Genomic DNA, 12,757 nt, shown 5'->3' with positions numbered 1-12,757 from the left:
AGGGTGGGAATATGAGTGATACAAACAACGTGGAGCAGGATTCGTCAGAGCAAGTTTTTACTGATGCAGTAGTTGAAAATACTACGTCAGAGGATGGTTCTTTAGAAAAATCTGGCTCTAATAATACGAACAGCGCTCGTACTAACGCTTTACAACATATAGTTGAGTGGAAGCAGCAATATCAGGCTCAGCTATCTCCTTCTCCACTAGAAGATGTAACGCAACTTGCTGCTCAATTAGAGTTGACGCATGCTCATCCTTCCGGAATTGCGCAACTTTTTGCAAGCGGAAAAGTAACATTAAAATCTTTATTCCGGGACGCTGGAATGTTGCGAGCTGCTGGGCGAAGGCTAGATCGAGTTTTTGAAGATAGAGACGCAAAAGCGCACGAAAGTGGTGTTTCCGAGCTTTCTTTAATAGTCGGTGTTGCATCGTGGAATGGCAACCATGTGCCTGTTCTTACGTATCCTGTGAAAGTTGTTCGTGACACTAATCAAGATGAAACCTCCGCCACTATTTATTTCTCTGGAAGTGTTGGGCTGAACAATTCGCTTGTGTCGCGTTTAAGTGAGCGTGGTGTTCAACTTAGGGAAGATGTTTTATTCGACGGATCTCAATATGAAAGTGGAACGCCAGAAACTTCTGTAGTGTTTGATGCTATTTGTAAGCAAGCTCGCTCAGCTTTTCCAGATTTTGATATTGAGCGCGATATTATACTTGGCTGCTTCACAGATGCTGGTTCGCGTTTCGTAGCAGAAAGTGAACAAATTATTAACGCTTTGCAATCTGGCAATGTTGGGAATGCAATGATTGACGCTATGGCTGGCGATGATCGAGCTATTCATAAGCTTCAGTCTGCAAATAAGCCAGAATATAGTCCTTTCGACGCAGATCCTCATAGCGAATGCGAAGTTGGTGAAGTAGATAACGTTGTGCGTTATGCAGCGGAGCTTGTTGCTTCTGGAAACTCTCTGTTCGTGGATATTGATTCGGGATCGGATTCAGCTGCGATTGCTGCTGCGATTGCTTCTCGTTCTGTAATTGCAGGACGTTCTGTGTTGTATGTGCCTAATGTTGTTGAGCAGCAGAGGCGTTTCCGTTACACGTTGAATGCGCATGAAATTTCCTCATTAGCATTAGACGTTGCGGATGGTCATATTGCTAAGCATGTCGATGCGCAGTTGATTGCAGCAGTTGGCGCTAGACATAGTATTGCGACTTCACGATTTGAGCAGGTTGCAGATGAGTTGGTTGGAGTGCGTTCTCGCCTTACTCGTTATTTAGGTGATCTTCATGGTATCAACGAAACTTGGGGAGTATCTGCATATCAAACAATCCAGAATCTTGCAGCAATTGCGATGTTCCCAACCCATCCGTCTACGCATGTGCGTTTAGATGTTGCCGCAGCGCACGCTATGACCGGTCATATTGAGGAGTGGTCGAAGAAATTCCACCAAGCCGATGAACTTGGAGAGTTTAGGATAAATCCTGAAGATACTCCTTGGTTTGGCGCGTCGATATTTGACGAAAATGAAGCTATATCTGTATATCAGCGTGTTGTAGACGTGCTTCTTAAGCTTCTTCCAGCAACTCGAGAACAAGTTAAAAGCACTGTGCAAAGCTGTGGTTTCCCTGTGCCAACAACAGCTCGTGAGTGGAGTCGTCAAGTTACAGTTCTCAAAAATTTGCGACGTGTACTTGACGTATTCCAGCCTGAAATTTTTGAGCGCGATTTAGATGCAATGATTGAAGCGAGTAAGCCGAAAGCTCAGCGTAAAGCCGAAGGCACAATTATGGGCTTCTGGGAACGTAGACATCATGTTCGAGAAGCGCGCAGCTTGCTAAGAGTTGGAGCTAAAGTCGATGATTTGCATGAGGCATTAAAGATTGTTGCGCAGCAAGCAGCTCAGTGGCGTACTTTCGTGCCTCACGGCGGATGGCCTGTTTTGCCGCCAAAATTGGATGATATTGTAAATACTCAAGAATTATTAGCAAGGCATTTAGTTGCTCTTGATGCAGTGTTAGCAACAACTCTTAAGGGCGCAGATCTTGAAAATATTGAATTTGCGCAGCTCGAAGCTCGTTTGCAAGATTTACATGACGACAGAGCATCTCTAGATACTCTCCCTGGTCGTTGCAATTTGGAACGCGAGTTCAGCAAAGCGGGCTTATCTGATTTAGTCAGCGATTTGCGTCGTCGCAACGTTACAGGTAATGCAATTGACGGTGAGTTGCAATTAGCTTGGTGGACTACTGTTTTTGAAGATATCGTTAATTCTTCTGCAATTATTTCTCACCAAGATGGCTCAGCAATGCAAGATGCTTCTGATCGATTCGTGCAAGTTGATACAGAACATGTGCGTTCAATCGGTCCAATGGTTCAGCAAGAAGCTATGAGGCATTTGTGTGATTTATTGTTCTCGCATACGCAAGAAGCTAATCAGTTACATACTATGCTTGCCGGAAACCGTTCTGGAATTACTTTTAATAAATTATTGCGCAATTATGCGGAACTTGTTTTGGCTGCGAAACCAATACTTGTAGCTATGCCATCTACTCTTACTATGATGACTCCATTGAGACCTATTGCAGATACTGTAATAATTGATTCGGCATCTCATATATCAAATATTGAGTTGCTATCTATTTTGTCTCGTGCTCATCAAGTAGTAGTTTTAGCACATAAGCAAACAATAAGTTCTGAAAGCTTGCGTTCGCTTATTTCATTACTCCCATCTGTAACAGTAGTTTCTAGAGCAACAAGGCGCTCGCTTCGTTTAGCGCGATTCTTGGAAGAACATGGTTACGGAAAGTTGCGTCACGACGTTCCTGTTGAGCGTTTGCAAGGCAAAGTTCGTTTGCATCAAATTGAAGCAACTGGAGTTCCAGTAATGTCTTCTGGGCTTATTGAAAGCAGCCAGCGTGAAATTGATGAAGTAGTTGAGCTTATTCGTCAGCGCGCAAATACGTTTACGGTTGTTCCTTCAAGCTATGTGCTTGTCGTAGTTACGTTGACAAACGTGTTCCGTAGTCGTTTGGGAGCGGAGTTGAAGTCTTTGTCTATTAAAGACGAAAACATGGCTAGATTCTTGCGACATGTGAGACTTTTGGGCGTTAATGAAGCTTCTGGAGCAATAGCAACAGATGTAATTATGTCGCTTTGCTATGCAAAGACATCTCATGGCAGACTTCTTCAGCAGTTTGGATTGCTTGAAGAAGAAGGTGGAAGCAGTATGCTTCTTGACGCTTTGGCTCTAGCTCGTCGTCATCTAGATATTGTTAGTGCGTTTACATCTAAAGATATGGAAGATGAGCGTTTGCACCAAGATGGTCCAAAGCTTTTGAAGAGTCTTTTGCAATGGGCTGAGAAGTTAAGTGATAAGCCGCTTCGTCCAGAAGATGCTAACGATGTTGAAGCGCAAATTGCTGCAGAAGCTGCGCAAAGGAATGTGCTATTTACTGATTTAGCTGAGCGTATTCGCTCGCGTGGATTAAAAGTTGCAGTCAACTATGGCTTCGATAATGGCGTTAGAATTCCTCTAGTAGTTGGACTTGCGGATAAGCCATTTGCTGTTGCTGTGCTTACGGATGATGCGCAATTTATGAGCATGCAATCAACTCGTGAACGTCATCGCATGATTATTCAGGATTTGGAATCCTTGGGCTGGTCAGTTATGACAGTGTGGAGTGTTGGAGCTTTTGTCAATCCTGAAAAAGAGGTTGATCGTGTTGTTTCTCGTCTCGGGGAATTGTATGGTGACAACGAATGAGTAAATACGATCCCAATAGAAGATCTCCCCGCAGGTCGGTTAGGGTTGTTCGTGAAGGCTCAGAGCTTTTTGATGCAGATGGCGTTAAACTCGAGCCTTCTGACGAGCTTACTTTGCAACAGCGCAATCAAGACGACGATAATCGCATTTTAAGCGAATTGCCGCCTCACTGGGCTGTATTTTCCGAGCGTATGAGTTGAGCTTGAAATACGCGAGAAGTAGCAGAATGATTTATTCTTGTTGCTGACTGGCTATTATCGCTAATTGCTAGTAATTACCGCTGATTTCTACTAATCGTGTACGTATTCCATGACGGCAATCTCATTGTGACAATTTCATGGCAATAATTGCCAAAGAGGGGTTTGCAGACTGAGCTTGTAATAATCGCAACGCATCTGCAGCAGGCATAGCAAGAGTGGTAGTATTCTGCTGATTTTGTGAAGCTTGAGTGCTTTGAGTTATTTGCATTACCATAACATTATGAACTACGCTAACATAGCGTTCGTCAATTTCTGCAATATTGTTTTCTTCAATATCGTGGTTTTTGTTTTTATCGTTATTTGTCACAGTGTTGCTTTTGGATTTTTCGCTGTTGTGGATTTCTGCATTTTGAGAGTTAGAAATTTCTTCATCTTGCACAGGCTTGCTAAAAGCTAAATCGATTTTTTCGCCAGGAAGCAGTGTGTGATCTGCACTAGCTAAATGAATGGTAATAGAAGTGAATCCTTTTGGAATGCGCGGAATTTTACTTAATAGTGTTTGCAAAATTGGCATGCCTTTACGTATTTCGCATGTTGCAATAATAGAAGCATTCGCGCTTATATTATTGGATAGCGCTTGATTAAATACTTTATGCTTAGGCACTCGAACGTATGCAATATCGTTTACGCTAACGCGTGAACCTTGCTGAATATTGTGTTTAGCTACTGCTATGACTTGAGTTTCTTGTGAGTCAATAATAGTTGACACAACAAGTAAAGCCATCATTCCAGCACATAACACAATAATGATTTTCCGCACGAAAGCGCGTTGCCTTCGCTGCAATAACGCACTATTTTTTGCGTTATTTTGAGATTTAAATAAAGAAAAATTTATGCTCATACTTGCATTTTGAAATATAAAAAATGCAAGAGCAAGAAAAATTGCGCGCTGTGGATAAAACCTATTAGCGCGCAATATTTAAACAATAATTAATATTTATAATTTTACAAAATCATTTATCGGTTCGATAAAAGCCTTTGCCTTTAAAGTTGATTGGAGGAGCGGAGTACACTTTGTGCACTGCATCTTTCCCGCACTGAGGGCAAATGGTAATAGGGTCATCTGAAAATGATTGATGTTCTGAAAAATCGTATCCGCATTGCTTGCAACGATAATGATAAGTAGGCAAAAGTCCCTCCGAAGTTACACGAGCACGTAAGTAGAAACTTACTGTTCCTTCACATATCCTAGTACATACTATGACAGTTATTATAGGTGTTAAATTTGCTTAGTGAATGATTGCGGCACAGCATATTGTGTGATGGCGCGCGCAATAATCCCATATTTTGGCGACACGCCGAAATGTTTATGTTGCTACACATCCTATGACTTCCTTATATTAATAGTTATGGGTTATGAATCGGTGAGTGCGGTACTCGTATTAGTCATCCTCGTAGCCTTATGGTTCGGGTGGTTGCCTAAACGCACGGTTAACGGCATGAAGTCTATGCTTGAACATCGCGAGGATAGGTTTTCACCAACACTTCATCTTGTAGGTGAGTGGAGTACTACGCGTATTTGCGACGGTACTAGTATGTTGGCAAAAGGGGCTTGTATGCAACCGACACAACAAAAACGAACATTAACTCCTGAATATATTGCGCGCATTCGCGCTGCTAGGCGTGCTGCGATACGCCGTCGTTGTGTGTTGGTAGTTGCGCTTGCTGTCTTGACTTTTGTCGTATTCTTAGCAGGATGCTCTGGTATATTTTCTCCAGTTTTTGCTCTTATTCCTGGAGCTATGTTGGCAGTAGTGCTTTATTTTGGAGCTCGTGCTTCTAAGCATGCTCGTGCTTGGGAGGCGCGTATTGCAACAATGCGCGCTGCTTCGAAACGCAAAGCTGAGGATGAATTATGTGAACGCCGCAATAGTGCTGTTATACGTCAGTTGAAAGATTATTCTTCTGCATCTGATTCTGATTTTAATGGAGAAATCAACAGTAGTGATGCGATTTCCCAAAACGACAGTGCTGAGTATTCTGTATCTCAGACTGTAGTGCCTGTTCGAAATGGCGCATCTCGTGACAATACTGAAACTTCGGTTATGGAGCAGAGCGAAATTCGTGTTGCGTTACATCGTGCGGAGCAAGAGCGCAATGCAGCGTTGCGTGAGCGTTCATATAAAGAAGAATCTGAATCTAAAGAATCTAATATCGTTGAAGCGGAAAATAAAGACGCATACGATTCTTCTAACGCTTCTGTGGCTTCGGGGCAAAACTATCAGTCTAATCAAGATTTAATTTCGTTCTCGCTTGATTCACAAACTAAGTCTGATTCAAGTAATGCTAATTTGGCATCTCGTACTCCAGAAAGTTTGGAAATTAAATCAACTAAGCAAGTAGTTAAAGCTGTACCAGTTGCTAACGCTGATAGTGCTGCTGCCGCTACTAATTTTGTTGCTGCAAACTCTTCTCAGTTCCACGAAAAAGAAAAAGTAAGCGAAGTGGATGCTCCAGAAAGTTCTGAAGACTCACTTGGTGTGGCAAATTTGCATGATGTTCTTGCTCGTCGCAATGCCTGATTTAAGAGTTTTCTAAAAATTTTCTTAAAAGATTAGCACTCGAGTTGTTAGAGTGCTAAATTCGCGCTATTATGAGGCACAGAGCGTAAGTGCGGTTGCGGACGTGATCGTCAGCCTCGTCGGATTGTTTCTTGCGTACGAAATTAATATCTCTTATGAAAGGGGTGGCAACAGTGTCGATTAAGCTCACACCGTTGGAGGATAAGATTATTGTTAAGCAAGCTCAAGCGGAAACTCAGACTGCTTCTGGCTTGTATATTCCAGATAATGCCAAGGAAAAGCCACAGCAGGGTGAAGTTCTTGCCGTAGGTCCTGGTCGTCGTGACGATAAGGGCGAGCGCATTCCTATGGATGTTAAGGTTGGAGACAAGGTTCTTTATTCCAAGTACGGCGGAACTGAAGTGCATTACGAAGGTGAGGACTACTTAATCGTGTCTTCTCGTGATGTGCTTGCGATTCTTGGCTAGTATTTAGCTGGTTGAAACAATAAAACTTACGCTGGAAATGACGGAAACGTTATTCCCAGCGTTTTTTATTGCGGTACGTAAGAATGTGCCGTGAAATATTTGGATAGCCGGCAGAAACTTTACGCGGTTGTAAGGTTTTGGTCGGATTTTGGCTTGGAAACGGCAGAAAGTTTACATGGCTGTAAAGTTTTGGTCGGATTAAGGCGATAAAGCGGCAGTTTCTTTACATGTGTGCGCAATTTTAGTCAGATTTTCGCTATTGCACAGTTAAGGTATGTGTAGAGTATGATGGAGAAGTATGACATACAAACACCGCAATATTGTAGATACAATTCCTAGCTACAAGCAGGGTAAGCCAGCTCCTAAATTGGACGGCATTCGTGCGTATAAGATTTCTAGTAACGAAAATCCTTATGAGCCTTTGCAAAGCGTAAAAGAAGCAATCTCAAATCGCGCGCTTAATGTAATAAACCGTTATCCTAATATGCGCGGCACAGAAGTTGTTGAAGAACTTGCTAAGCGTTTTGGTGTGACTGCAGACGAAGTAGTGCTTGGTTGCGGCTCTACGGAAGTTATTACGCAGCTTGTTGACTTGGTTGCAGGTCCGGGAGATGAGGTCATATATCCTTGGAGAAGCTTTGAAGCTTACCCGATTATTGTAACGGGAGCTGGTGCTACAAGCGTTCAGATTCCTAATCGTGCCGATGGTTCTCACGATGTTGACGCTATGATTGCAGCTATTAACGATCGCACGCGTTTGATTATTTTGAATAATCCTAATAATCCAACTTCTGCTTCACTTAGCGAGAAGGAAGCTCGCAAGGTGTTAGATGCTGTGCCAAGCGACGTTCTTGTACTTATTGACGAAGCTTATGTGCAGTTTAACACAGCAAAAGGCACTGCAAATGGCATAAAGCTGTACCATGAGTATCCAAATGTAGTTGTTGCTCAAACGTTCTCCAAGGCTTATGGATTGGCAGGTTTGCGCATTGGTTATGGTATTGCTCCGGCTGAAGTCGTAGAGGGTATGCGTAAAGTTGCTGTGCCATTTGGAGTGTCTCAAATAGCGCAGGTCGCAGCTTTGGCTTCTTTGGAAGATGACGCAAGCAAGGAGATGAGTACTCGTGTTGCATCTCTTGTTGCTGAGCGCGAGCGCATTGTTGAAGCTTTACGCGAGCAAGGCTGGAATATTGAGGATGCGTACGCAAACTTCTTCTGGATGCCATTTGGGGCAGATACTGAGAAAGTAACAGAACATTTTATTGCTGCAGGATTGTCTGTTCGCGCTTTTGCTGGTGAAGGTATTCGCATTAGTATCGGCGAGCGCGAGGCTAATGACAGAGTTTTGACAGTTTGCGAAAATTTAAAAAAAGAGGGTTTTTCGCTAAATAACTAGCTTTTTTGCATAAAAGTTTTGCTTTCGGCGTGTCTTAATCTTGCATTAGTCGCGATTTCGTGGCAAAATAACAAAGTTGCCGTTTGAAGTTCACTTCTTACGGAGACTGCTGGCGGGTTTCCCAAGTGGTCAAAGGGAGCTGACTGTAAATCAGCCGCTTCGTGCTTCAGTGGTTCGAATCCACTACCCGCCACGCCTCGATAGCTCAGTGGTAGAGCACTTCCTTGGTAAGGAAGAGGTCGTGAGTCCGATTCTCACTCGAGGCTCTCTGGCGGGGTAGCTCAGCTGGCTAGAGCGTACGACTCATAATCGTAAGGTCAAGAGTTCGAGTCTCTTCCTCGCTACAACGGCCAGTAGGAGACTGGCTGGCCAATAATGAATTGTAGAGGTGAACGAAATGGCAAGCAAGAGCGCCGACATCCGTCCGGGCATTACGATGGCATGCACGGAGTGCAAAGAGCGTAATTACATCACGACGAAGAATCGTCGCAATACGCCTGATCGTCTTGAGTTGAACAAGTTCTGCCCACGCTGCGGCAAGCATACGCTTCATCGCGAGACTCGCTGAATTTTCAGCTTCCTGCGCTCACGATTTCGGCTTGTTTAAGCTTGTTGCTAGTTGCGCAGATTTTATGCTTATTACCCCGCTTAATGCGGGGTTTTTGTTATTTATTGCTGTTAATATTTAAACCATGAGTATGCAAGCATCTTTAGTAAATAATCCATCATTTGCAGATATAACAACTGTCGGCGTAGGTGGCAAAATTGCGCGTTTTATAGAGCCCAAAAGTCGCGTTGCTGTTATTGAAGCGGTAGAAGATGCTGATGAGGCTGGTCTGCCTTTATGTGTTATCGGTGGCGGCTCTAATATGCTTGTTAGCGATGAGGATTTCAACGGCGTTGTTGTGCGAGATGCTAGACGCGATATTCATGTGCTTGATGAAGCAGCACCTTCAGAAGATGGCATTGATTTGCAAAGTGGTGCTCATTTAGTGCATATCAATGCTGAAGCTGGTTGTAATTGGGATGATTTTGTTTCACATACGATTTCTCTTGGCTTAGAGGGTGTAGAAGGTCTTTCTGGCATACCTGGCACTGTTGGGGCTTCTGTTGTACAAAATATTGGCGCTTATGGTCAAGAAGTATCTCAAAGTGTTACTTCCGTAGAAGTTTGGGACCGCAAAACAAAATCAACTATAGAGCTGCAGAAGGATGCTTTGAATTTTGGGTATCGCACTTCATTGCTTAAAAAAAGCATGTACTCTTCAGTAGGAGTCCCTGCGGATTCGTATTTTCCTACTCCTCGTTACGTTGTACTGTCTGTTACTTTTTGTTTGAAGCATAATTCAACTGGCGTTGTTTCTCATTCGCAATTAGCTAATGCTTTGCACGTAGAATTAGGCGAGCGTATGCAAACAGCAGCAATACGTCGTGAAGTTTTGCGCGTTCGTGCTTCTAAAGGCATGCTTGAGGATGCTTCTCGTTACGATAAGCTGTGGATGCGTGGTACAAAGTGTGCTGAAGGTGTTGAATTTGCTTTGCGATTGCAAAGTGAAGACTATGTTACTGGCGAATTTTTAGAGGGCGATAATATTTACAGTGATCGTCATAGTTGCGGTAGTTTCTTTATGAATCCAATACTTAGTACTAGTGAAGCCGATACTTTGCCAGAAGATGCTCCTAAATTTGATGCAATTATGCAAGATGGATCGCATGGTATAAAAACTTCTGCAGCTTGGCTTATTGACCATGCTGGATTCCATAAGGGTTTTAGGCTTATAGAAAATGGGAAACCTTCGCCTGCAGGTCTTTCTTCATTGCATACTTTGGCGCTTACCAATCGTAATAATGCTTCTTGTGACGACATTGCAAATTTGGCAAAAACTATTATCCGTGGTGTGCAAAGTAAGTTTGGTGTAACGCTTATTCCTGAACCTGTTGTAATAAATATTTCTATAAACTGAAAATTTTACGAATATAATATGTTTTATGCAGTAATATATAAGTTTATTGTTTAAATTTTCACAAATAATAAAGGAACACACGGTAAAACTACCGTGTAAGCAATGTTTTGTGTAATATTTACCTACATTATCTATATAAATTTTTTATTTAATTACATTTACAGGAATAAATAAAGAAAATTAAGTAGAAATTTTATATAGGTGAAGTCGCAACTGTTTCGCAAATTTATTAATTCGCTTCTGATTGCGGCATACCTTTATACCTATACCTCAACGAAAGTGCGTTTATTATGCAAATATGGAGAAAGAAGTCTGTTGAACAGACTATCGCTGAGACTATGGATGGTGAACGCCATCTTAAACGTACATTAAATGCTTGGGATTTGGCAGTTATGGGTGTTGCTGTCGCTGTTGGTGCCGGTATTTTCTCTGTCGGTGCTCAGGCTGCAGCATTCCATGCTGGTCCTGCTGTAATTATTAGCTTTATTATTGCAGGCATTGTATGCGGTTCTGCTGCAATGTGCTACGCAGAATTTGCTTCAATGATCCCAGTTGCTGGATCTGCTTATACGTTTACATATACTACAGTTGGTGAGCTTATTGCTTGGATTATTGGCTGGGATATGATCCTAGAAATGCTGATGGCTGGCTCAGTAATTGCAAAGTATTGGGGCGTTTATCTTAACGATTTAATGAAGCTTTTCGGTTTGAATATGACCACCAGTTTTAACGTAGGTGGTTTCACTATTGATGTTGCTCCAATTATAATCGTTGCATTCTTTACAACTATGCTTGTCCTTGGAACTAAGCTTTCTGCACGCTTCGACGGCGCTTTAACAATCTTGAAGATTGGTATCGTTCTGTTCGTGGTTGTTGTGGGCTTCTTCTACATTAAAGCTTCCAACTTTACGCCATTTGTGCCACCTGCAACCGACGCTGCAAGTGTAAAGGGAATAGAAGTCTCTGGGGTTATGGCACAGCCTTTGTGGCAGTGGGTAACAGGCATGCAGCCAGCTGTTTATGGCGTTCCAGGTATTCTTTCCGGCGCGGCCCTCGTGTTCTTCGCGTTTATTGGTTTTGACGTTGTGGCAACCACAGCAGAAGAAACTAAGGATCCTCATAAGAATATTCCACGAGGCATTGGTCTTGGATTGTTTATTGTTACTGTTCTTTACATCCTCGTTGCAGTTGTAACAACTGGTATGGTTTCCTATAAGGATTTGGCAAAGCAAGCCGCTCCTTCGCTTTCTACAAGCTTCGAACTTGTGGGCGCTACTTGGGCTGCAAAGATTATTTCCCTCGGTATTGTTATTGGTTTGACAACCGTTGTGATGGTGCTTTTGCTTGGTCTTACGCGCATTATCTTCGCTGTTAGTCGCGATGGTCTGCTTCCACGCAGCTTCTCTAAAGTGAGCAAGCGTGGTATTCCTGCAAGACTTCAGATTGTTGCTGGTATTGTTGTGGCAGTCGTTGCTTCCACTCTCGATATTGGCATTCTTTCCGATATGGTGAACATTGGTACGCTTTCTGCATTCCTGCTTGTTTCTGCTGGCGTGCCGATTATGCGTATGCGCAGACCAGATTTGCACCGTTCATTTAGCGTTCCTGGTAATCCATGGCTTCCGCTGTTTGCAGCACTTTCTACATTCTGGCTCATGCTTAACTTGTCTGTGCTTACGTGGATTCGTTTTGCAGTGTGGCTAGCAATTGGTTTTGCGGTGTACTTCGGTTACTCTTACCGCAATTCTTTGCTTGGCAGGCAGTTGCGTAAAGCTAAGCAGCTCGGTGTTCCGGTTGAAACTTTGTTTGCTCAAGATGCCGCTGCTGCAGCGAAGGTAGCTGAAGGAGAAACAGAGGAGCAGGCTCGTGCAGAAGTTCAAGCTGAGGCGTCTGCTGCGGCCTCGCAAAATAATCAAAATTAATAAATTATTTATTTAGCAAGAAGTCGGCATACGATTATATTCGCATGCCGACTTCTTGTGTTATAAACTTTTCAAAAATGTTCTATAATAGAAAAGTTGCATAAAAGCAGAAAGGAGGGCATTATGCCATATGTAATCGCAGAGCCTTGCGTTGATGTAAAAGATAAAGCGTGTGTAGATGAATGCCCTGTAGACTGCATTTATGAAGGTGATCGAACGCTTTATATTAACCCGAACGAGTGTGTGGATTGTGGAGCTTGCGAACCGGCTTGCCCAGTAGAAGCTATTTTTTATGAAGATGATTTGCCAGAAGGCTGGGAGTGGTATCGCGATGCTGCGGTTGATTATTTCGACAAGCTCGGAGATTTGGGAGGAGCTACAGATGCTGGAGCTTCCGGATGGGATGAAGCTCGCGTTGCAGCCTTGCCTCCGCGTTCAGATAAAGCAAGTAATTAA

General features: G+C 43.0%; 11 protein-coding genes and 3 tRNA genes. 12 read left to right on the top strand and 2 right to left on the bottom strand.

Translation table 11 applies throughout. The features are described from left to right. Positions 1-11: 11 nt before the first annotated feature. Together HXT26_RS05290 and HXT26_RS05285 are read left to right on the top strand one after the other, a co-directional pair. Positions 12-3,770, top strand: coding sequence for a helicase (locus HXT26_RS05290; RefSeq protein ID WP_422111963.1), 3,759 nt, complete (start codon positions 12-14; stop codon positions 3,768-3,770). Continuing rightward, complete coding sequence (locus tag HXT26_RS05285; protein ID WP_004105564.1) at positions 3,767-3,970, top strand: hypothetical protein; 204 nt, start codon at positions 3,767-3,769, stop codon at positions 3,968-3,970. Before HXT26_RS05290 ends, HXT26_RS05285 begins: the two co-directional genes overlap by 4 nt. A gap of 121 nt (positions 3,971-4,091) precedes the next feature. Here HXT26_RS05285 and HXT26_RS05280 read toward each other — a convergent pair whose 3' ends face one another. Both HXT26_RS05280 and HXT26_RS05275 read right to left on the bottom strand, forming a co-directional pair. After that, positions 4,092-4,871 (bottom strand): hypothetical protein, encoded by a 780-nt coding sequence (locus HXT26_RS05280; protein WP_064340655.1) that lies wholly within the window; start codon positions 4,869-4,871, stop codon positions 4,092-4,094. Positions 4,872-4,983: 112 nt separating this feature from the next. Next, positions 4,984-5,160: an FmdB family zinc ribbon protein gene (locus HXT26_RS05275; protein WP_004574103.1), complete on the bottom strand. Its 177-nt coding sequence runs from the start codon at positions 5,158-5,160 to the stop codon at positions 4,984-4,986. Between the two features lie 309 nt (positions 5,161-5,469). Here HXT26_RS05275 and HXT26_RS05270 point away from each other — a divergent pair, with 309 nt between their 5' ends. The 10 genes from HXT26_RS05270 (at position 5,470) to fdxA (ending at position 12,757) form a co-directional block, all read left to right on the top strand. Continuing rightward, a complete protein-coding gene (locus HXT26_RS05270) occupies positions 5,470-6,552 on the top strand; it encodes a hypothetical protein (RefSeq protein ID WP_032835317.1) in 1,083 nt (360 codons plus the stop codon). 173 nt (positions 6,553-6,725) lie between these two features. Continuing rightward, positions 6,726-7,019 (top strand): co-chaperone GroES, encoded by a 294-nt coding sequence (groES, locus tag HXT26_RS05265; protein WP_004114319.1) that lies wholly within the window; start codon positions 6,726-6,728, stop codon positions 7,017-7,019. Positions 7,020-7,317: 298 nt separating this feature from the next. After that, entirely contained in the window at positions 7,318-8,415 is a 1,098-nt protein-coding gene (hisC, locus tag HXT26_RS05260) for a histidinol-phosphate transaminase (protein WP_101885879.1), read from the top strand. Positions 8,416-8,526: 111 nt separating this feature from the next. Then, positions 8,527-8,608, top strand: a tRNA-Tyr gene (locus tag HXT26_RS05255). A 1-nt stretch (position 8,609) separates the two neighbouring features. Continuing rightward, positions 8,610-8,681 (top strand) — tRNA-Thr (locus tag HXT26_RS05250). A 4-nt stretch (positions 8,682-8,685) separates the two neighbouring features. Next, a tRNA-Met gene (locus HXT26_RS05245) sits at positions 8,686-8,759 on the top strand. 53 nt (positions 8,760-8,812) lie between these two features. Continuing rightward, positions 8,813-8,983 carry a 50S ribosomal protein L33 gene (gene rpmG / locus HXT26_RS05240; protein WP_004105548.1) on the top strand — a complete coding sequence of 57 codons (171 nt, stop codon included), beginning with the start codon at positions 8,813-8,815 and terminating at the stop codon, positions 8,981-8,983. A 124-nt stretch (positions 8,984-9,107) separates the two neighbouring features. After that, on the top strand, positions 9,108-10,379 hold the full coding sequence (locus HXT26_RS05235; protein ID WP_064340682.1) for an FAD-binding protein: 1,272 nt from the start codon (positions 9,108-9,110) through the stop codon (positions 10,377-10,379). A gap of 290 nt (positions 10,380-10,669) precedes the next feature. After that, entirely contained in the window at positions 10,670-12,301 is a 1,632-nt protein-coding gene (locus HXT26_RS05230) for an APC family permease (RefSeq protein WP_064340729.1), read from the top strand. Between the two features lie 123 nt (positions 12,302-12,424). Then, positions 12,425-12,757: a ferredoxin gene (gene fdxA / locus HXT26_RS05225; RefSeq protein ID WP_004105541.1), complete on the top strand. Its 333-nt coding sequence runs from the start codon at positions 12,425-12,427 to the stop codon at positions 12,755-12,757.

The sequence above is a fragment of the Gardnerella sp. DNF00497B genome (genome assembly GCF_049262725.1).
In the GTDB taxonomy this organism is placed as follows: Bacteria; Actinomycetota; Actinomycetes; order Actinomycetales; family Bifidobacteriaceae; genus Bifidobacterium; species Bifidobacterium leopoldii.
This window is presented reverse-complemented; position numbering and strand designations above follow the sequence as displayed.

What these genes read in the sequence shown, in the direction of transcription:
- HXT26_RS05290 (WP_422111963.1), top strand. Translation starts at nt 12, where the DNA reads ATGAGTGATACAAACAACGTGGAGCAGGATTCGTCAGAGCAAGTTTTT.
- HXT26_RS05285 (WP_004105564.1), top strand. Translation starts at nt 3,767, where the DNA reads ATGAGTAAATACGATCCCAATAGAAGATCTCCCCGCAGGTCGGTTAGG.
- HXT26_RS05280 (WP_064340655.1), bottom strand. Translation starts at nt 4,871, where the DNA reads ATGAGCATAAATTTTTCTTTATTTAAATCTCAAAATAACGCAAAAAAT.
- HXT26_RS05270 (WP_032835317.1), top strand. Translation starts at nt 5,470, where the DNA reads ATGAAGTCTATGCTTGAACATCGCGAGGATAGGTTTTCACCAACACTT.
- hisC (WP_101885879.1), top strand. Translation starts at nt 7,318, where the DNA reads ATGACATACAAACACCGCAATATTGTAGATACAATTCCTAGCTACAAG.
- rpmG (WP_004105548.1), top strand. Translation starts at nt 8,813, where the DNA reads ATGGCAAGCAAGAGCGCCGACATCCGTCCGGGCATTACGATGGCATGC.
- HXT26_RS05235 (WP_064340682.1), top strand. Translation starts at nt 9,108, where the DNA reads ATGAGTATGCAAGCATCTTTAGTAAATAATCCATCATTTGCAGATATA.
- HXT26_RS05230 (WP_064340729.1), top strand. Translation starts at nt 10,670, where the DNA reads ATGCAAATATGGAGAAAGAAGTCTGTTGAACAGACTATCGCTGAGACT.
- fdxA (WP_004105541.1), top strand. Translation starts at nt 12,425, where the DNA reads ATGCCATATGTAATCGCAGAGCCTTGCGTTGATGTAAAAGATAAAGCG.